This is a genomic window from Mycolicibacterium sp. XJ662 (assembly GCF_053484035.1).
In genome coordinates, this window is sequence record NZ_JBEFTL010000009.1 from 145,792 (window position 1) to 164,747 (window position 18,956).

Genomic DNA, 18,956 nt, shown 5'->3' on the forward strand with positions numbered 1-18,956 from the left:
TCGCGGGCCGCCCGTGCGAGTTAGGCGCGCCGAGACCGACGCTTTGGCTGGTTTTCGGCCGCCGAATCGACCACTGCGTCGGTTTCGGTGTCTATCCGGGCCCGTCGCTCGCCGCCGCCAGCAGCGGAACGATCACGTCGCTGATCGGGGTGCGGATGCCGTACTCGGCCGCCTTGCGCAGGATCACGCCGTTGCGGATATCCCACTCCAACTGCCGTCCATCCTGGCGGTCGGTGAGCATCGACGTGGTGATGTCCTCCGGCGACCTGGCGAGCAGGTTGACGACGTGCTTGATCACCTCGTCGCCCAACTTCGCGCCGTCGGCCCGCGCCACCGCCAGGCACTCGGTGAGATAGCGGCGCGCCAGGGCGGCCACGTCGTCGCGGCGGAACATGCCGGCGCGGCGCCCGGTCAGCACCATGAACCCCACGACCGCGTTGACGAGAAGCTTGTGCCACGCCGCGCTGAGGAAGTTCGGATCGATCTCGACGGCGACTGCGCTGCCGTCGAACAGGTCAACGATCGTCTGCGCGGCGGGTACCTCGGGCAGCACCAGCCGCGCAGCGGTGCGCAACCGGATGTGGCCCTGCGGTGCCGGTTCAGCCGAAACCCACACGGCCACAGGAACAATGGTCGATGCGGGACAGTAACGACCGACGCGTTCGACTTGTTCGACGCCGTTCTGCAGCGCGGCGACCACGGTGCGTTCGTCGCACAACTTGGCCAGCCAGGGCCCCGCGCCGGCGTTCTGGGTGTCCTTGACCGCCAACAGCACCACGTCGACCGGGCCGTCGACGCGCGCCGGGTCGGTCAGTACGGGCCCGGGCACCACGATCGGCTCGCCGTTGTCCGGCCTCACCTCGATCGCGTCACGCGGCGTCCGCCCGCACAACATCACCTGGTGGCCGGCCGCATGCAGCAGCGCCGCCACGGTGGAGCCGATCGCTCCGGGGCCGACGACGGCGATGGTGGTGCGCACGCAGGCCAAGCTACCGGCCGAAACGGCACCTTTACACTTGGGCAGTTGTCCCATCAGCCGATTTCCTCAGGAGTTTCAGTGCTGCGCAGTTCCGCCGCCGGGTCGTTGCGGCCCGCCGACGCCGGTCAGAAGGTGACGTTGGCCGGCTGGGTGGCACGCCGCCGCGACCACGGCGGGGTGATCTTCATCGATCTGCGCGACGCATCCGGGGTGTCGCAGGTGGTATTCCGTGAACCCGAGGTGCTCGAGGTGGCCCACCGGTTGCGCGCGGAGTTCTGCATCGCTGTGGTCGGCGTCGTCGAGATCCGGCCCGAGGGTAACGCGAACCCCGAGATCCCCACCGGCGAGATCGAGGTCAACGCGACGTCGCTGACGGTGCTGGGGGAGAGCGCGCCGCTGCCGTTTCAACTCGATGAGCAGCCCGGCGAGGAGACCCGCCTCAAGTACCGCTATCTCGATCTGCGGCGGGAGGGCCCAGGCAACGCAATCCGGTTGCGCTCCAAGGTGAATGCGGCGGCGCGTGAGGTGCTCGCGCGCCATGACTTCGTCGAGATCGAGACGCCGACGATGACGCGGTCGACGCCAGAGGGGGCACGCGACTTCCTGGTGCCCGCGCGGCTGCAGCCGGGCACGTTCTATGCGCTGCCGCAGAGCCCGCAGCTGTTCAAGCAGCTGCTGATGGTGGCGGGCATGGAGCGTTACTACCAGATCGCGCGGTGCTACCGCGACGAGGACTTCCGCGCCGACCGCCAGCCCGAGTTCACCCAGCTCGACATGGAGATGAGCTTCGTCGACACCGAGGACGTCATCGCGGTCTCCGAGGAGATCGTCACCGCGCTGTGGGCGCTGATCGGCTACCAGGTGCCCACGCCGCTGCCCCGGATGACCTACGCCGAGGCGATGCGCCGGTTCGGCACCGACAAGCCCGACCTGCGGTTCGGCCTCGAACTCGTCGAGCTGACCGACTATTTCAAGGACACCCCGTTCCGGGTGTTCCAGGCGCCCTACGTCGGCGCCGTGGTGATGCCGGGTGGGGCGTCGCAGCCGCGGCGCACACTTGATGCCTGGCAGGAATGGGCCAAACAGCGCGGCCACCGCGGGCTGGCCTACGTGCTGGTCAACGACGACGGCACGCTGGGCGGCCCGGTGGCCAAGAACCTCTCTGAAGCCGAACGCGAAGGGCTGGCCGGGGCCGTCGGCGCGTCACCGGGGGACTGCGTGTTCTTCTCGGCGGGGCCGGCCAAGTCCTCCCGCGCGCTGCTGGGTGCGGCCCGCGTCGAAATCGCCAAGCGGTTGGACATGATCGATACAGCCGCCTGGGCGTTCGTCTGGGTCGTCGACTTCCCGATGTTCGAGCCGGCCGACGAAGCGGCCGCGCACGGTGACGTCGCGGTCGGATCCGGCGCATGGACGGCACTGCACCACGCGTTCACCGCGCCGAAGCCCGAGTGCGTCGACCTGCTCGACACCGACCCGGGCGGCGTGCTGTCCGAGGCCTACGACCTGGTGTGCAACGGCAACGAGATCGGCGGCGGGTCGATTCGTATCCACCGCCGTGACGTTCAGGAGCGCGCGTTGAAGGCGATGGGCATCGGCGCGGACGAAGCGCAGGAGAAGTTCGGATTCCTCTTGGACGCCTTGACCTTTGGCGCACCACCGCACGGTGGGATCGCGTTCGGCTGGGACCGCATCACCGCGTTGCTCGCGGGCACCGACTCGATCCGCGACGTGATCGCGTTCCCCAAGTCCGGCGGCGGCCTCGACCCGTTGACCGGCGCACCCGCGCCGATCACGCCGCAGCAGCGCAAGGAATCCGGCATCGACGCCAAGCCGAAAACAGACTAGCGCCAGTCACATCCGGTGAGTTCGGCCGACGCGTCCCACAATCGGCGCGCCATCGCCCGGTCGCGTGCCTTCGGCCACAACCGGGTCACCTTGGGCGGGCCGATCTGGTTGAACCGCGGCGCCAGATAGGTGCCGCTGGGCAGGTCGGTCGTCACCGCCTGCAGGCTGGCCCGCGCACCCTGGGCCGGGGTGTGCAACAGCCGCCGTATCCGTTGATGGTCGCCCATCCCGAGTGATCGGGTGATGTCGGTGTCGGTGGCGCCGGGATCGGTGGCGTATGCGCGCACACCGCGGGCGGCCAGCTCGGTGACGAACAGCAGGTTGGCCAGCTTGGATTCGCCGTATGCGCTCCACTTCGCGTACTTGCGGTGATGCCAGTTGAGGTCGTCGAGGTGAAGGCGGGTGAACAGGTAGGTGGCGCTGGCCACCGAGATCACCCGGTCGGTGATCTTCTCGCCGAGCAGACACGTCAGCGCGAAGTGCCCGAGGTGGTTGCTGCCGAAATGGGCTTCGAACCCGTCGGCGGTGCGCGTCAACGGCATTCCCATCACACCGGCGTTGTTCACCAGCACGTCAACGCTTTCCACCGACTCGACGAACACCCGCACACTGGCCAGGTCGGCCAGGTCGAGGTGACGCACGTCGACGTCGCCGCCCATCTCGGCGGCGGCCTGCTCACCTTTGGCGATCGTGCGGCACGCGATGACGACGCTGTGTCCCTGCGCGGCCAGCGCCGCCGCCGTCGCCTTGCCGACGCCGCTGTTGGCGCCCGTGACAATCACCCGCATGGCCCAATTATGCGGAAACGGGAATAGCGGCGCGGCTTCGTGCGCTCAACTCCGCATGACCGACCTCTCCGACATCAAGTCATTCAACGCAAACATCGTCGACGAGTTCCGCGCAAACGGCGGCAAGGTCGGCGGTCCGTTCGAGAACGCGACGCTGCTGTTGCTGACCACGACCGGTGCCAAATCGGGCCAGCCGCGCATCTCGCCGCTGGCGTACTTCAACATCGACGGCAAGATTCTCATCGCCGGCTCGTATGCGGGACTTGATGTGCACCCCGCGTGGGTGCACAACCTGCGGGCCGAGCCGCGGGCCCATGTCGAGGTGGGCACCACGGCGTACGACGTGATCGCCCGCGAGCTGCCGACCGCCGAGCGCGACGAGCTCTATCCGAAGGTGGTCGAGATCGCACCGGTGTTCGCCGAGTACCAGGCCAAGACCAGCCGCGTCATCCCGCTGTTCGAGCTCCGGAGAGCGTGAAATCCCCGGCTAGAGCCGCTCGATGATCGTGGCGTTGGCCATGCCGCCGCCCTCACACATCGTCTGCAAGCCGTAGCGCGCGCCGCGCTGTTCCAGAGCGTTGACGAGGGTGGTCATGATGCGCGCGCCGCTGGCGCCCAGCGGATGCCCAATGGCGATCGCGCCGCCGTGAACGTTGGTCTTGGCCAGGTCGGCCCCGACGTCGTGCGCCCACGAAAGCACCACCGGCGCGAAGGCTTCGTTGACCTCGAACAGGTCGATGTCTTCGAGCGTCAACCCTGAACGCCGCAGCACCTTTTCGGTTGCGGGAATGACGCCGGTCAACATGTACAGCGGATCGGAGCCCACGACGGTCATGGAGTGGATGCGCGCGAGCGGGCGCAGGCCCAGCCGCGCGGCCGTCTCGCTGCTGGTGATCAGCAGCGCTGCGCTGCCGTCCGACAGCGGCGACGAGTTGCCCGGGGTGATCTGCCAGCCGATCTGCGGGAACCGCTGCTCGTATGCCGGGTTGTAGAACGCGGGCTGCAGCCCGGCGAGGGTGTCGACCGTCGTGCCCGGGCGGATGATCTCGTCGCTGGCCAGCCCGGCGATCGGCGCCAGCTCGTTGTCGAAGCGGCCTTCTTTCGTTGCGGCGGCGGCTTTCTCGTGGCTGCTCGCGGAGAAATCGTCGAGCTGCTGACGGGACAGGCCCCACTTGGCGGCGATCAACTCGGCGCTGATCCCCTGCGGCACAAGGCCTTCGGGGTAGCGCTGCGCCATCGCCCCGAACGGGTCGCTGCCGGGTAGCACGCTGGATCCCATCGGTGCCCGCGACATCGACTCGACACCTGCGGCCACCACGATGTCGTAGGCGCCGGAGAGCACCCCTTGCGCGGCGAAGTGGATCGCCTGCTGGCTGCTGCCGCACTGCCTGTCGATGGTGGTGCCGGGCACCGTCTCCGGAAATCCCGCGGCCAGCACGGCGTTGCGGGCGATGTTGGCCGCCTGATCGCCAGCCTGGGTGACGGCGCCGGCGATGACGTCGTCGATCTGGCCCGGGTCTATCCCGGTGCGCGTCACCAGTTCCTTGAGGCTGTGGGCGAGGAGGTCGACGGGCAGCACGTCGTGCAGTGCTCCGTTGGCCTTGCCTTTACCGACCGGTGTGCGTACCGCGCCGACGATGACCGCGTCGCGGCCTGAATGTCCCGCCATGGCTTTTCTCCTCACTCCACGCTGGGTACTTGTTTCTATACTCAGGTGTACCACTCTGGGTATAGCGACGGCAACTCAGGGGTAGAGTGACTTCCATGACAGTGCTGGAGGGGCGGTTGGCCGACCGCGACGCGTGGTCGGCGGTGGGTGAGTGCCCGATCGAAAAGACGATGGCGGTGCTCGGAACGAAGTCGGCGATGCTCGTCATGCGCGAGGCCTACTACGGCACCACCAGGTTCGACGACTTCTGGCGGCGCGTCGGGATCACCAAAGCCGCGGCCGCCGCACGGTTGAACGACCTGGTCGAGGCGGGTCTGCTGGTCCGGCGGCCCTATCAGGAACCCGGGCAGCGCAGCCGCGACGAGTACGTGCTCACCGACGCGGGCCGCGAGTTCATGCCGGTGGTGTGGGCGATGTTCGAGTGGGGACGACGACACCTGCCCAACCGCACCCCGCTGCGCCTGGCGCACAAGGGCTGCGGTGCCGAGGCGACGGTGCAGATCCGGTGCGCCGTCGGCCACGTCGTCCCGCCCGACGAACTGTCCGTGCGCATCAGCAGGCGTCGAACCTAGCGCCGCCCGTCCCTCGGCCGTGTCGCACGCGCTCAGCGCGCCGGTGACCCTACGATCGCCCGGTGGCTGATCGCTATGGCTCCGACGTCCTGGCCAACAACCCGCATCCCCGCAGGCTGCGCTCCACCGAGCAGCCGGTGGAGATGGGTCTGGTTGTCGAAGACGCCCAGACCGGATACGTCGGCGCGGTGGTCCGGATCGAGTACGGCCGAATGGAACTCGAGGACCGCCACGGACGCCGCAAGCCGTTCCCGATCGGGCCGGGTTACCTGATCGACGGCCGGCCCGTCATCCTCACCGCACCCAAGCGCACCGCACCGAAGAGCACCCGCACCGCATCGGGTTCGGTGGCCGTGCCCGGCGCGCGGGCCAAGGTCGCGCGCGCCAGCCGCATCTACGTCGAAGGCCGCCACGACGCCGAACTCGTCGAACAGGTCTGGGGCGACGACCTGCGCATCGAAGGCGTCGTCGTCGAACACCTCGGCGGCGTCGACGACCTCTCCGCCATCGTCGCCGACTTCGAACCGGCGCCGCACCGGCGGCTCGGCGTGCTCGTCGACCATCTCGTCGCCGGGTCGAAGGAGGCCCGCATCGCCGAGGCGGTCCGCCGCGGGCCCGGCGGAGACCACACGCTGGTGGTCGGACACCCGTTCATCGACATCTGGCAGGCGGTCAAACCGGTCCGGCTGGGCATCTCGGCGTGGCCGGTCATCCCCAAAGGCGTCGACTGGAAGCGGGGTGTGTGCCGGGCGCTGGGCTGGCCGCACACCGAGCAGGCCGACGTCGCCAGGGCGTGGCAGCGCATCCGGGGCCGGGTGCGCGATTGGAACGACCTCGAGCCCGCGCTGATCGGGCGCGTCGAGGAACTGATCGACTTCGTGACGGCCGGGCCGGGGTCGTAGCGGCGTGGTAAGCAGGGATCGTGTCCGACGGTCTGTTCGACGTCCCCGGTGAGCCGAGCGTCACCGCGGGCGGCCCGGTCGGGGCGTCGACGCCGCTGGCGGTGCGGATGCGCCCGGCCACCCTCGACGAAGTGGTCGGGCAGGATCACCTGCTGCAACCGGGCTCGCCGCTGCGCAGGCTCGCCGAGGGCTCCGGCGCCGCCTCGGTCATCCTGTACGGCCCGCCGGGCACCGGAAAGACGACGCTTGCCGCGCTGATCTCCGGGGCCACCGGCCGCCGGTTCGAGGCGCTCTCGGCGCTGTCGTCGGGTGTCAAGGAGGTCCGCGCCGTCATCGACGTCGCGCGCCGCGCGGCTGCCCACAGTGAGCAGACCGTGCTGTTCATCGACGAGGTGCACCGGTTCTCCAAGACCCAGCAGGACGCGCTGCTGTCCGCGGTGGAGAACCGCGTCGTGCTGCTGGTGGCGGCCACCACCGAGAACCCGTCGTTCTCGGTGGTCGCGCCGCTGTTGTCGCGGTCGCTGATCCTGCAGTTGCAGCCGCTGGACGCCGAGGCGGTACGCGCCGTGGTGCGCCGCGCCATCGCCGACCCGCGCGGGCTCGGCGGCAAGGTCAAGGTCACCGACGATGCCGTCGACCTCCTGGTGCAACTGTCGGCCGGCGATGCGCGACGCGCGTTGACCGCGCTCGAGGTGGCCTCGGAAACCGGGGAGCAGGTGACCGTCGCAACCATCGAGCAGTCGCTGGACCAGGCCGCCGTGCGTTACGACCGCGACGGTGACCAGCACTACGACGTCATCAGCGCGTTCATCAAATCGGTCCGCGGATCCGACGTCGACGCGGCGCTGCACTACCTGGCCCGGATGCTGGTGGCGGGGGAGGACCCGCGCTTCGTCGCCCGGCGGTTGATGATCCTGGCCAGCGAAGACGTCGGCATGGCCGATCCGACCGCACTGCAGACCGCCGTCGCCGCCGCGCAGACCGTCCAGTTGATCGGCATGCCGGAGGCGCAACTGACCCTGGCGCACGCCACCGTGCACTTGGCGACGGCGCCGAAATCCAACGCGGTCACCACGGCGCTGGGCGCCGCGATGAGCGACGTGCGCGCGGGTAAGGCCGGGCTGGTGCCGACCCATCTGCGCGACGGGCACTACTCCGGCGCCGAGAAGCTGGGCAACGCGATCGGCTACAAGTACAGCCACGACGACCCCGACGGGGTGGTCGCCCAGCAGTACCCGCCGGATGAGCTCGTCGGCGTCGACTACTACCGGCCGACCACCCACGGCGTCGAACGCGAGATCGCCGCCCGGCTGGAGAAGCTACGGGCGATCATCCGCCGCAAGCGCTGACTGCGCCAGAACGTTTGTCCCTTTCGGCGCCACAGTGGGGTTGCCGCCGGGGCGGCGCGGTGATCGAGGGACGCGCTGGGGGGACGCGCTCCACACCGATCCGCCGACCCCGACGGCAACGTGCACCCCAACTCTTGGTGGCTACCGCCGCAGCATGCCGCGGCGCCTGCCCACCACACCGGTGTCCCTGCGGCCCATCAGCGCGGCCACCAGCGCCACGCCGATCGCCGCGACGACCACCTGGACAAGCAGTTCCAACCAGTCGATACCGCTCGTCGCGGTCGGGATACCCAGCGCCCTGGCGAGCGCGGTGCCGATCAGCGCGGCGACGATGCCGACCAGGATGGTCACCAGAAAGCCGATCGGTTGGCGGCCCGGCACGAGCAGGCGGCCCAGCACACCGACCACGATGCCGATGAGTATTGCCGTGATCACTCCGGTGATGGTCATAAGTCCTCCAAGGTCGGGCGTGGGAGTGCGATACCCCGCGCCCCCGGCGAATAAACGCGGGCGTCAACGCTCGGCGGCCTCGTAGGCTCGAAGACGTGGACTCCGACGTGCTGACCATCGACACGACCCGCGACCGCATCGTCGACCTCACCGACGCGGTGCGCGACTTCTGCGGCTCCCGCGGGGACGGCCTGTGCAACGTGTTCGTCCCGCACGCCACCGCCGGCCTGGCGATCATCGAAACAGGATCGGGCTCCGACCACGACCTCGTCGACACGCTGGAGCGGTTGCTGCCCCGCGACGATCGCTACCGACACGCCCACGGCTCACCCGGTCACGGCGCCGACCATGTGCTGCCCGCGCTGGTGTCACCGTCGGTGACGTTGCCGGTCGAGGGTGGTGAGCCGCTGCTGGGAACGTGGCAGAGCGTCGTGCTCGTCGACCTGAACCGGGACAACCCGCGGCGTTCGGTGCGGTTGAGCTTCGTCACGTCCTGAGGCGGCACTGCCAGCCGCGCCCGTTCGTTGACCTTTCAGGACCGCCAACCGCGACCGGTACTGTAGTGCGGTCGAATAGTCGCAGGTACCTGCGGAACAACACACGACGGCGAGGACAGTAGCAACGTGCAGACACACGAGATCAGGAAGCGTTTCCTCGATCATTTCGTGAACGCGGGCCACGTCGAGGTGCCCAGCGCCTCGGTGATCCTCGACGACCCCAACCTGCTGTTCGTCAACGCCGGCATGGTGCAGTTCGTCCCCTACTTCCTCGGCCAGCGCACCCCGCCGTGGAAGCGTGCGGTCAGCGTGCAGAAGTGCATCCGCACGCCCGACATCGACGAGGTCGGGGTCACCACCCGGCACAACACCTTCTTCCAGATGGCCGGCAACTTCTCGTTCGGCGACTACTTCAAGAAGGGCGCGATCGAGTTCGCGTGGACGCTGCTGACCAACCCGGTCGAGGCCGGCGGCTACGGTTTCGACCCCGAGCGGTTGTGGGCCACCGTCTACGTCGACGACGACGAGGCCGTCGCGTTGTGGCAGGAGGTCGCAGGCCTACCCGCCGAGCGGATCCAGCGGCGCGGCATGGCCGACAACTACTGGTCGATGGGCATCCCGGGACCGTGCGGACCGTCCTCGGAGATCTACTACGACCGCGGCCCGCAATACGGCATCGAGGGTGGCCCGGAAGCCAACGAGGACCGCTACATCGAGATCTGGAATCTCGTGTTCATGCAGAACGAACGTGGCGAGGGCACCTCCAAGGAGGACTTCGAGATCCTCGGGCCGCTGCCGCGCAAGAACATCGACACCGGCATGGGCGTGGAGCGGGTGGCGTGTCTGCTGCAGGGTGTCGACAACGTCTACGAGACCGATCTCGTGCGCCCGGTCATCGACCTGGTCGCCGGCCTCGCTCCGCGCGGGTACGGCCAGGGCAACCACGATGACGACGTGCGCTACCGGATCATCGCCGACCACAGCCGCACCGCGGCGATCATCATCGCCGACGGGGTCAGCCCCGGCAACGACGGCCGCGGTTATGTGCTGCGCCGGCTGCTGCGCCGCATCATCCGGTCGGCCAAGCTGCTGGGCATCGAGGACCCGATCGTCGCCGACCTGATGACCACGGTGCGTGACGCGATGGGCCCGTCGTATCCGGAACTGGTCAGCGACTTCGACCGCATCCAACGCATCGCGGTGGCCGAGGAGACCGCGTTCAACCGCACGCTCGCCTCGGGATCGCGGTTGTTCGAGGAGGCCGCCGGCGCGACGAAGGCTTCCGGCGCGACGGTGCTGTCCGGCGCCGACGCGTTCACGTTGCACGACACCTACGGCTTTCCGCTCGAGCTGACCCTCGAGATGGCCGCGGAAGCGGGGCTGTCCGTCGACGAGGAGGGGTTCCGCGGCCTGATGGCCGAGCAGCGCGCGCGGGCCAAAGCCGACGCGGCCGCGCGCAAGCAGGCCCACATGGACCTGTCGGCCTACCGCGATCTGGTCGATACCGGGCCCACCGAGTTCACCGGGTTCGACGAGTTGGTCTCTGAGGCAACGATTCTCGGGATCTTCGTGGACGGGCGACGGGTTCCCGTCGTCAACCACGAAACCTCGGCCAGCTCCGAGCACGTCGAGCTGATCCTCGACCGCACCCCGTTCTACGCCGAGTCGGGCGGTCAGATCGCCGACGAAGGCGACATCTCCGGCACCGGCGCATCCGCCTCGGCGAAGGCCGCCGTCACCGACGTGCAGAAGATCGCTCGAACGCTGTGGGCACACCGCGTCAACGTCGAATCGGGCGAGTTCGTCGAGGGTGACACCGTCGTCGCCACCGTCGACCCGCGGTGGCGCCACGGCGCCACCCAGGGCCACTCGGGCACCCACATGGTGCACGCGGCGCTGCGGCAGGTGCTGGGCCCCAACGCGGTTCAGGCCGGCTCGCTGAACCGGCCGGGCTACCTGCGGTTCGACTTCAACTGGCAGGGCGCGCTCACCGAAGACCAGCGCCACCAGATCGAAGAGGTGACCAACCAGGCCGTCGAGGCCGACTACGAGGTGCACTCGTTCACCACCGAGTTGGAGAAGGCCAAGGCGATGGGCGCGATGGCGCTGTTCGGCGAGGCCTACCCCGACGAGGTCCGCGTGGTCGAGATCGGCGGCCCCTTCTCCCTCGAGTTGTGTGGCGGCACGCACGTGCGCAATTCGGCGCAGATCGGCCCGGTGACGATCCTGGGTGAGTCGTCGGTGGGCTCGGGTGTGCGCCGGGTGGAGGCCTACGTCGGCCTGGACTCCTACCGCCATCTGGCCAAGGAGCGCGCGTTGATGGCCGGTCTGGCGTCGACGCTGAAGGTGCCGTCCGAAGAAGTGCCCGCGCGGGTGGCCAACCTGGTGGAGCGGCTGCGCGCGGCCGAAAAGGAACTCGACCGGATGCGGCTGGCCAACGCCAAGGCCGCCGCAGCCAATGCCGCCGCGGGCGCTGAACTTATCGGTAAGGTCCGAGTGGTGGCGCAACGGATGGCCGGCGGGATGTCGGCCGCTGACTTGCGCACCCTGGTCGGTGACATTCGCGGCAAGCTGGGCAGTGACCCGGCGGTCGTCGCGCTGATCGCCGAGGGTGACAACGACACCGTCCCGTTCGTGGTGGCGGTCAACCAGGCGGCGCAAGACCTCGGTCTTCGCGCCAACGACCTGGTCAAGCAGCTGGCAGCACCGGTCAACGGCCGTGGGGGCGGCAAGGCCGAACTGGCGCAGGGTTCTGGCAAGGGGGCGGCGGGGATCGACGCGGCGTTGGCCGCGTTGCGCGCAGAGATAGACCGGAGCTGACCTCGTGGCCCAAACCGACCGCCTACCCGATCGGCCCGGACGTGACCTCGATCCGCCCGACCCCGGCCGGGGACGACGGCTCGGCGTCGACGTGGGCACCGTGCGCGTCGGGGTGGCGGTCAGCGACCCCGACGGCATCCTGGCCACTCCGCTGGAGACGGTCCGGCGCGACCGCACCGACCGCCATATCCGTCGGCTCGCGTCGCTGGTCGACGAACTCGACGTGGTCGAAGTGGTGGTGGGCCTGCCCCGCACGCTCGCCGACCGCTCCGGCACGTCGGCGCAGGACGCCGTCGCGCTTGCCGACGCGCTGACCCGCCGCGTGGCTCCGACGCCGGTGCGGTTGGCCGATGAACGTCTCACCACCGTCGTGGCGCAGCGGTCGCTGCGCGAAGCCGGAATCCGCGCCAAGGGTCAGCGGTCGGTGATCGACCAGGCGGCCGCGGTGGGGATTCTGCAGAACTGGTTGGATCAACGCCGCACTGCGAGGAGCGGGCACGGAGAGGTTGGGGATGACTGACCAATGGAGCCGCGGACGCGCAGAGCCCGTCGCGGTCGGTCCGCCGAGGCGCCGCAGGACGCGCGCCGACCGGATCCGCGAGGCGCGGAGCCGGCGTAAGCGTCGGATCGTCGGCGGGTTGACGCTGACCACGTTGATCGTGATCGCGGTCGCCGCGGTGTTCCTGGGCTCCAAGCTGTGGCACTCCTTCTTCGGCACCGGCAACGACTACACCGGTGAAGGCGTCAACGATGTGGTCATCCAGGTCCACGACGGCGACTCCACCACCGCGATCGGGCAGACGCTGCAGGAGCACCGCGTCGTCGCGACCGTCGGAGCGTTCCTCAACGCCGCCGAAGGCAACACCGCGATCTCGTCGATTCAGCCCGGCTTCTACAAGGTCCGCACCGAGATCCCGGCCTCCAATGCCGTTGAGCGCCTGGCCGACCCGCAGAACCGGGTGGGCAAGCTGGTGATCCCCGAGGGTCGTCAGCTCGACGACGTGCGCGACGTCAAGACCAACGCCGTCACCGACGGCATCCTCTCGTTGATCTCGCGTGCCACGTGCGTGAACCTCGACGGGGAACGTCGCTGCGTGTCGGCAGAGGATCTGAAGAACATCGCGACCGCCGCCCCGCCGGCGACGCTGTCGGTGCCGGACTGGGCCACCGATGCCGTCACCGCGCTGGGCCAGGACCACCGCCGGCTGGAGGGGTTGATCGCGCCGGGCATGTGGAACATCGACCCGTCGGCGTCCCCGGAACAGATCCTGTCGACGCTGATCGGGGCCAGCGCGACCCAGTACGCCCAGGGTGGGCTGCTCGACACCGCGACGGCGATGAACCTGTCGCCGTATCAGGTGCTGACCGTCGGGTCGTTGGTGCAGCGCGAAGCCACCCCGGAGGACTTCGGCAAGGTCGCCCGCGTCATCTACAACCGGCTGGCCGAGAACCGCACGCTGGAATTCGACTCGACGGTGAACTATCCGCTGGACCGCATCGAGGTGGCCACCACCGACGCCGACCGCGCCCAGCACACCGACTGGAACACCTATGTGCGGCCCGGCCTTCCGGCCACCCCGATCTGCTCGCCTGGACAGCCGGCGCTGACCGCGGCCGAGCGGCCCGAGCCGGGGGACTGGCTGTACTTCGTCACCATCGACATGCAGGGCACCACCTTGTTCACCCGCGACTACGGGCAGCACCTGGCGAACATCGAGCTGGCCATGGGCAACGGCGTCCTGGATTCGGCACGGTAAGCGATTTGGGCGCGTTTAGGAGCGCTGAGCGCAACAAATCGCACACAAATCGCAGGAGAGCCGCGGTGCTGGGGTCGCCGATCAGCCATTCGCGGTCCCCGCAGCTGCACCTGGCCGCCTACCGCGCGCTGGGGTTGGCCGGCTGGACGTATGAGCGCATCGAATGCACGGCCGAGCAATTGCCGTCTGTAGTAAGCGGTTTCGGACCGGAGTGGGTCGGGGTGTCGGTGACGATGCCGGGCAAGTTCGCGGCGCTGCGGTTCGCCGACGAACGGAGCCCGCGCGCCGAACTGGTCGGCTCGGCCAACACCCTGGTGCGGACCGCCGACGGCTGGCGCGCCGACAACACCGACGTCGACGGCGTGGCGGGCGCTCTGGGCGCGGCGTCGGGCCGCGCTGCGGTGCTGGGCTCGGGGGGCACCGCACCGGCCGTCGTCGCGGGCCTCGCCCAACTCGGCGTGCAGGACATCACCATCGTGGCGCGCAACCCCGACAAGGCGCGCCCATTGGTCGATTTGGGCGAGCGGTTGAGCGCCGAGACACGCTGGGTCGCGCTGGGCACGCAACTCAGCGGCGTCGATGTGGTGGTCAACACCATCCCCGCCGACGTCGCCGCGCAGTACGCGGACACGGTCGCCGGTGTTCCCGCGCTGCTCGACGCGATCTATGACCCCTGGCCGACACCGCTGGCCGCCGCGGTCTCCGCCGCCGGCGGCCGGGTGATCAGCGGCCTGGAGATGCTGCTGCACCAGGCGTTCGCTCAGGTCGAGCAGTTCACCGGGATGCCCGCACCCAAAGAAGCGATGAGGGCCGCGCTCGGCCAGGGATAGACCGTGCGGCGCCGACGCCGATTTCTACCGCAGGGCTGTTGGCCGCGCGGATCCACGACCCTGGCGCAGAAATCGGCGCATAACGGTGTGCCGCGCCGCAGTTAGCCTTCGAAAGTGGGGGCAGTGGCGTGTGCGGCCGTGCTGGGGTGGCTGGCGGCGCTGAGCGTTTTCGACATCACCCAACGCCGGCTACCGAACTGGTTGACGGTGCCGGGCGCGACGGTGATTCTCGCCGCGGCCGCGGTGGCGGGACACGGGGTCTCCGCGGTACTGGGCGCCGTCGCGCTGTTCGCCGCCTACCTGGTCGTGCACCTGCTGGCGCCGACGGCGATGGGCGCGGGCGATGTGAAACTTGCGGCCGGTGTCGGCGCGCTGACGGGCGCGTTCGGCGTCGACGTGTGGGCACTGGCGGCACTGGTGGCGCCGCTGCTGACCGCCGGATGGGCGATCGTCGCGGCGATTCGCCGGGACGAAACCACTGTGCCGCACGGCCCTTCGATGTGCTTGGCCGCCGCGGCGGCGGTGTCGCTCGCAGTGCTCTAGACCGCAGTTACCTACCCGTGGTACGTTAATACCTACCCAAAGTATGTAACTAAAGGAAACGGAGCACCCGTGGATCTCACCGCCATTTCCGAGCGCTATTTCGCCGCATGGGCGGCACGCGACCCCGACGCGATCGCGGCCCTGCACACCGCCGACACCCAGTTCTGGACGCACGCCGGCGGGGCACCGGTCGTCGGCCGGGCCAACGTGAGGGCGGCCTTCGCCGGCATCTTCGAGCAGTTCCCCGACTTCACCTGGCAGACGTACCGGGTGCTCTACGGGCCGGACCACTGGATCCTGGATTGGGCGCTGATTTCGCGAGACATCCGGTTCGACTGCCTCGACGTCGTCAACGTGTCACCCGATGGCCTGGTGGCCCGCAAGGACACGTTCATCGACGCGGCACAACTGCAGGCCGCGTTGGAGAAGACAGCGTGACCGTCGACCAGCTGCCGATGGTGACCGCGCTACCGGTCGAGCATCTCTTCGACATGGGGGTCAATCTGCAACCCGCACAGGCGATCCCGACGCCGCTGGGTACCCGGTTGACCTTCGTCACGACTGGCGGCGTCATCGACGGCCCCCGGTTGCGCGGCGAGATCCTGCCCGGCGGAGGTGACTGGCTGCTGGTCGGCAGCGACGGCGTCGGTCGGGTCGACGTGCGCGCGACGCTGCGGACCCACGATGGCGCGCTCATCCACTACCGCGCTGGCGGTGTCATCAAGATCCCGGCGGACGGCATGGGCCGGCTGGCCGCGGGCGAGGCGCTCGGGTTCGACGAGACCTACGTGCGGACCACCCCGAGTTTCGAGACCGCCGACGAACGCTACGCGTGGCTCAGCGAGGTGGTGGCCGTCGGCTACAACATCTTGTCGCCCGACCACATCGACTACCGCGTCTACCGGGTGCGGTGACCGCCATTCCCGACCACGAACGCCTTGCCCGCCAATCCAATCGGGTGGTGCGCCGCTGGCCGCGCGCCCAGCGCGCCATGTCGCGGATGCACGCCCGCCTGTACCGGGTCAGCGGGGGCCGCGTCATGCCCCGCTGGTTCGCGGGCGCTCCGGTGATGGTGCTGCAGACCGTCGGGCGTCGCACCGGTGAAAACCGAAGCACGCCGGTGCTTTATCTGCGCGACGGCGACGCGTTGGTGGTGATGGCCGCCAACGCCGGCGCCGCGCGAACACCCGCGTGGTGGCTGAACCTCAAGGCGGCCGGCAGCGGCGAGGTGATCGTCGGGCGCGAGCGGCGCACGGTCCGGCCGCGCGAACTAAAGGGTGCCGAGTACGACCGGATGCTGCGACGATTCGTGCAGATGTACCCGCAGGCCGAGTTCTATGCCCGGTTCACCGAACGGCCGCTGCCGCTGATCGTCTTGGAGCCGATGACGCGATGACCTCGGGCTATCGTTCTGCTGTGGCGACGAACGCGGCACGACGCACCCAGGCGCAGCGCACCGAGGCGACCACCGCCGCGCTGGTCGACGCCGCACGCGCACTGTTCGCCCGCGACGGCTACGACGCGACGTCGCTGGACGCGGTCGCCGCCCGCGCCGAGGTGACCAAGGGCGCGGTGTATCACCACTTCAAAGGCAAGCGGCAGTTGTTCGAGGCCGTGTTCGCCCGCGAGGTGGAACGGATCATGGCGCCGGTGGCGACCGCCTACGGCCGCAAGAAGGACCCGTGGGACGCGTTCGCGGCCGGCTGCCGCGCTTTTCTCGACGAGTGCCTCGATCCCGGGCTGCAACGGATCATGCTGCTCGACGCGCCCGCGGCGATCGGCTGGGAGCAGGTCCGCCGCCTAGAGGCTCCGCTGCTGGGCATGATGGAACGCGGCATCGCCGGCGCGATCGACGCCGGCCGAATCGCCCGGCGCCCGACGGGTCCGCTGGCCAACTTCCTCTACGGCGCGCTGTGTGAGACCGCGATGATCGTCGCGCGCGCCGACGACCAGAAGGCCGCCCACCGCCAGGCGCTCGCCGAGATCGACCGCGTGCTGGCCGCGCTGGCGATCGACTAGTTTGCGATTTCGGCGCGCTAATGGACGCTCAGCGACGGTAAACGCGCCGAAATCGCCATGAGAGAATGGCTGCGTGTTGCGATGGACCACTGCTGGTGAATCCCACGGCCGCGCGCTGGTGGCCGTGGTCGAGGGCATGGTTGCCGGCGTCGAGCTGACCACCGAGGACATCGCCGCGCAGCTGGCCCGGCGCCGGCTGGGCTACGGCCGCGGCGCCCGGATGAAGTTCGAGCAGGACCAGGTCACTATGTTGGCCGGGCTGCGCCACGGCGTCACGTTGGGCGGCCCGATCGCGATCCAGATCGGCAACACCGAATGGCCGAAGTGGGAGACGGTGATGGCACCCGACCCCGTCGACCCCGCCGAGTTGGAGGACTCCGCGCGCAACGCGCCGCTGACCCGGCCGCGGCCCGGGCACGCCGACTACGCCGGCATGCTCAAATACGGCTTCGACGACGCCCGCCCGGTGCTCGAACGCGCCAGCGCCCGCGAGACGGCGGCCCGCGTCGCCGCAGGCACGGTCGCCAAGCAGTTCCTCAAACAGGCCCTCGGCATCGACGTGCTGTCCCACATCATCTCCATCGGCGCGTCGGACCCCTATGCCGGGCCGCCGCCGCAGATGTCGGATCTGGCCGCCATCGACGCCAGCCCGGTGCGCGCGTTCGACGCCGCCGCGGAGGAGTCGATGATCGCCGAGATCGAGGCCGCCAAGCGCGACGGCGACACGCTCGGCGGCGTCGTCGAGGTGGTCGCGCACGGCCTTCCGGTCGGGCTGGGCTCGTTCACCAGCGGCGACAACCGGCTCGACAGCCAGCTGGCCGGCGCCGTGATGGGCATCCAGGCGATCAAGGGCGTCGAGATCGGCGACGGCTTCGAGACCGCGCGCCGCCGCGGCAGCGCCGCCCACGACGAGATCTATCCCGGCGCCGACGGCATCGTGCGCTCCACGAACCGCGCCGGCGGCCTCGAGGGCGGCATGAGCAACGGCCAGCCGCTGCGGGTGCGGGCCGCGATGAAGCCGATCTCCACCGTGCCCCGCGCATTGGCCACGGTCGACATGGCCACCGGCGACGAGGCCGTCGCCATCCACCAGCGCAGCGACGTGTGCGCGGTGCCCGCCGCGGGCGTGGTGGTCGAAACCATGGTGGCCCTGGTGCTGGCGCGCGCCGCGCTGCAGAAGTTCGGTGGCGACTCGCTGACCGAAACCCGGGCCAACATCGACAACTATCTGCGCATGGTGCGTGACCGCGAACCGTCGGCGCAGTCGGCGCAGGCGTCGGGCTGATGGCACCCAAAGCGGTTCTGGTCGGTCTGCCCGGTTCGGGTAAGTCGACTATCGGGCGCCGGCTCGCCAAGGCGCTGGACCTGACGATGCTCGACACCGACGTCGCGATCGAGCAGAAGACCGGGCGCACCATCGCCGACATCTTCGCCACCGACGGCGAGAAGGAATTCCGCCGCATCGAGGAAGAGGTCATCCGCGACGCGCTGCAGACCCACGACGGGATCCTGTCGCTGGGCGGCGGGGCGATCACCACCGCGGGGGTGCGCGACGCGCTCGACGGCCACGTGGTCATCTACCTCGAGATCAGCGCCGCCGAGGGGGTGCGCCGTACCGGCGGCAGCACCGTACGCCCGCTGCTGGCCGGCGGCGATCGCAGCGAGAAGTTCAAAGCGCTGATGGCCCAACGGGTTCCGCTGTACCGGCGGGTCGCCACCATGCGCGTCAACACCAATCGGCGCAATCCCGGTGCCGTCGTGCGCTACATCGTGACCCGGCTGGAGAACCCCGACGCGCCCCAGCCGCCGCGTCGTCGGCGCCGCCAGCCGTGGCGACGTGGACCGTCGTCGCTGACCGCCGAACCGAGCACCGAGGCGCCGCCGTCGCCCGCTGCCCTTGCCGCTCGCAACCCGAAGGCCAACCGTGACTGAACCC

21 protein-coding genes are annotated in these 18,956 nt (G+C 69.5%); 17 read left to right on the forward strand and 4 right to left on the reverse strand.

Annotated features, from left to right (window positions below; translation table 11 throughout):
* Positions 1-91: 91 nt before the first annotated feature.
* Complete coding sequence (locus ABQE93_RS21290; RefSeq protein ID WP_448410299.1) at positions 92-979, reverse strand: oxidoreductase; 888 nt, start codon at positions 977-979, stop codon at positions 92-94.
* 78 nt (positions 980-1,057) lie between these two features.
* Here ABQE93_RS21290 and aspS point away from each other — a divergent pair, with 78 nt between their 5' ends.
* A complete protein-coding gene (gene aspS / locus ABQE93_RS21295; RefSeq protein WP_448410301.1) occupies positions 1,058-2,824 on the forward strand; it encodes an aspartate--tRNA ligase in 1,767 nt (588 codons plus the stop codon).
* Here aspS and ABQE93_RS21300 read toward each other — a convergent pair.
* Positions 2,821-3,612 carry an SDR family NAD(P)-dependent oxidoreductase gene (locus ABQE93_RS21300; RefSeq protein WP_448410303.1) on the reverse strand — a complete coding sequence of 264 codons (792 nt, stop codon included), beginning with the start codon at positions 3,610-3,612 and terminating at the stop codon, positions 2,821-2,823. The two genes, aspS and ABQE93_RS21300, sit on opposite strands and share 4 nt — an antisense overlap.
* Before the next feature lie 55 nt (positions 3,613-3,667).
* Between ABQE93_RS21300 and ABQE93_RS21305 the strand changes: the two genes are divergently transcribed.
* On the forward strand, positions 3,668-4,090 hold the full coding sequence (locus ABQE93_RS21305) for a nitroreductase/quinone reductase family protein (protein ID WP_448410305.1): 423 nt from the start codon (positions 3,668-3,670) through the stop codon (positions 4,088-4,090).
* Between the two features lie 9 nt (positions 4,091-4,099).
* On the opposite strand, the gene ABQE93_RS21310 is transcribed toward ABQE93_RS21305, so the two are convergent.
* Positions 4,100-5,281 carry a thiolase family protein gene (locus ABQE93_RS21310; protein ID WP_448410307.1) on the reverse strand — a complete coding sequence of 394 codons (1,182 nt, stop codon included), beginning with the start codon at positions 5,279-5,281 and terminating at the stop codon, positions 4,100-4,102.
* Between the two features lie 95 nt (positions 5,282-5,376).
* Here ABQE93_RS21310 and ABQE93_RS21315 point away from each other — a divergent pair, with 95 nt between their 5' ends.
* The 3 genes from ABQE93_RS21315 to ABQE93_RS21325 all read left to right on the forward strand — a co-directional run bounded on the left by ABQE93_RS21315 (position 5,377) and on the right by ABQE93_RS21325 (position 8,104).
* Positions 5,377-5,853, forward strand: a complete 477-nt coding sequence (locus ABQE93_RS21315; RefSeq protein WP_448410309.1) for a winged helix-turn-helix transcriptional regulator — start codon at positions 5,377-5,379, stop codon at positions 5,851-5,853.
* Between the two features lie 62 nt (positions 5,854-5,915).
* Entirely contained in the window at positions 5,916-6,755 is an 840-nt protein-coding gene (locus ABQE93_RS21320) for a DUF3097 domain-containing protein (RefSeq protein WP_448410311.1), read from the forward strand.
* Between the two features lie 20 nt (positions 6,756-6,775).
* Entirely contained in the window at positions 6,776-8,104 is a 1,329-nt protein-coding gene (locus ABQE93_RS21325; protein WP_448410313.1) for a replication-associated recombination protein A, read from the forward strand.
* A gap of 141 nt (positions 8,105-8,245) precedes the next feature.
* Here ABQE93_RS21325 and ABQE93_RS21330 read toward each other — a convergent pair whose 3' ends face one another.
* The gene (locus ABQE93_RS21330; protein WP_448410315.1) at positions 8,246-8,554 is read right to left on the reverse strand and encodes a GlsB/YeaQ/YmgE family stress response membrane protein; all 309 of its coding nucleotides are present in this window, start codon (positions 8,552-8,554) and stop codon (positions 8,246-8,248) included.
* A gap of 95 nt (positions 8,555-8,649) precedes the next feature.
* Between ABQE93_RS21330 and ABQE93_RS21335 the strand changes: the two genes are divergently transcribed.
* The 12 genes from ABQE93_RS21335 (at position 8,650) to ABQE93_RS21390 (ending at position 18,952) form a co-directional block, all read left to right on the forward strand.
* Positions 8,650-9,051 (forward strand): secondary thiamine-phosphate synthase enzyme YjbQ, encoded by a 402-nt coding sequence (locus ABQE93_RS21335; protein ID WP_448410317.1) that lies wholly within the window; start codon positions 8,650-8,652, stop codon positions 9,049-9,051.
* A gap of 126 nt (positions 9,052-9,177) precedes the next feature.
* A complete protein-coding gene (alaS, locus tag ABQE93_RS21340) occupies positions 9,178-11,871 on the forward strand; it encodes an alanine--tRNA ligase (protein WP_448410318.1) in 2,694 nt (897 codons plus the stop codon).
* A gap of 4 nt (positions 11,872-11,875) precedes the next feature.
* Positions 11,876-12,391: a Holliday junction resolvase RuvX gene (gene ruvX, locus ABQE93_RS21345; RefSeq protein WP_448410319.1), complete on the forward strand. Its 516-nt coding sequence runs from the start codon at positions 11,876-11,878 to the stop codon at positions 12,389-12,391.
* Positions 12,384-13,628, forward strand: a complete 1,245-nt coding sequence (locus ABQE93_RS21350) for an endolytic transglycosylase MltG (RefSeq protein WP_448410320.1) — start codon at positions 12,384-12,386, stop codon at positions 13,626-13,628. The genes ruvX and ABQE93_RS21350 overlap by 8 nt, the downstream gene beginning before the upstream one ends.
* Positions 13,629-13,633: 5 nt before the next feature.
* Complete coding sequence (locus ABQE93_RS21355) at positions 13,634-14,458, forward strand: shikimate dehydrogenase (protein ID WP_448410322.1); 825 nt, start codon at positions 13,634-13,636, stop codon at positions 14,456-14,458.
* Positions 14,459-14,572: 114 nt separating this feature from the next.
* Positions 14,573-15,001 carry a prepilin peptidase gene (locus ABQE93_RS21360; RefSeq protein ID WP_448410324.1) on the forward strand — a complete coding sequence of 143 codons (429 nt, stop codon included), beginning with the start codon at positions 14,573-14,575 and terminating at the stop codon, positions 14,999-15,001.
* Between the two features lie 69 nt (positions 15,002-15,070).
* Positions 15,071-15,439, forward strand: coding sequence for a nuclear transport factor 2 family protein (locus ABQE93_RS21365; protein WP_448410326.1), 369 nt, complete (start codon positions 15,071-15,073; stop codon positions 15,437-15,439).
* Positions 15,436-15,915 carry a DUF3237 domain-containing protein gene (locus ABQE93_RS21370; RefSeq protein ID WP_448410327.1) on the forward strand — a complete coding sequence of 160 codons (480 nt, stop codon included), beginning with the start codon at positions 15,436-15,438 and terminating at the stop codon, positions 15,913-15,915. The genes ABQE93_RS21365 and ABQE93_RS21370 overlap by 4 nt, the downstream gene beginning before the upstream one ends.
* Positions 15,912-16,397 (forward strand): nitroreductase/quinone reductase family protein, encoded by a 486-nt coding sequence (locus ABQE93_RS21375; protein WP_448410328.1) that lies wholly within the window; start codon positions 15,912-15,914, stop codon positions 16,395-16,397. The genes ABQE93_RS21370 and ABQE93_RS21375 overlap by 4 nt, the downstream gene beginning before the upstream one ends.
* Positions 16,398-16,417: 20 nt before the next feature.
* Positions 16,418-17,020 (forward strand): TetR/AcrR family transcriptional regulator, encoded by a 603-nt coding sequence (locus ABQE93_RS21380; protein WP_448410330.1) that lies wholly within the window; start codon positions 16,418-16,420, stop codon positions 17,018-17,020.
* A gap of 73 nt (positions 17,021-17,093) precedes the next feature.
* The gene (gene aroC / locus ABQE93_RS21385) at positions 17,094-18,305 is read left to right on the forward strand and encodes a chorismate synthase (protein ID WP_448410331.1); all 1,212 of its coding nucleotides are present in this window, start codon (positions 17,094-17,096) and stop codon (positions 18,303-18,305) included.
* Complete coding sequence (locus tag ABQE93_RS21390) at positions 18,305-18,952, forward strand: shikimate kinase (protein ID WP_448410333.1); 648 nt, start codon at positions 18,305-18,307, stop codon at positions 18,950-18,952. The genes aroC and ABQE93_RS21390 overlap by 1 nt, the downstream gene beginning before the upstream one ends.
* The last annotated feature ends 4 nt before the right edge of the window (positions 18,953-18,956 follow it).

What these genes read in the sequence shown, in the direction of transcription:
- ABQE93_RS21330 (WP_448410315.1), bottom strand. Translation starts at nt 8,554, where the DNA reads ATGACCATCACCGGAGTGATCACGGCAATACTCATCGGCATCGTGGTC.
- ABQE93_RS21390 (WP_448410333.1), top strand. Translation starts at nt 18,305, where the DNA reads ATGGCACCCAAAGCGGTTCTGGTCGGTCTGCCCGGTTCGGGTAAGTCG.
- ABQE93_RS21300 (WP_448410303.1), bottom strand. Translation starts at nt 3,612, where the DNA reads ATGCGGGTGATTGTCACGGGCGCCAACAGCGGCGTCGGCAAGGCGACG.
- ABQE93_RS21350 (WP_448410320.1), top strand. Translation starts at nt 12,384, where the DNA reads ATGACTGACCAATGGAGCCGCGGACGCGCAGAGCCCGTCGCGGTCGGT.
- ABQE93_RS21310 (WP_448410307.1), bottom strand. Translation starts at nt 5,281, where the DNA reads ATGGCGGGACATTCAGGCCGCGACGCGGTCATCGTCGGCGCGGTACGC.
- ABQE93_RS21315 (WP_448410309.1), top strand. Translation starts at nt 5,377, where the DNA reads ATGACAGTGCTGGAGGGGCGGTTGGCCGACCGCGACGCGTGGTCGGCG.
- ABQE93_RS21305 (WP_448410305.1), top strand. Translation starts at nt 3,668, where the DNA reads ATGACCGACCTCTCCGACATCAAGTCATTCAACGCAAACATCGTCGAC.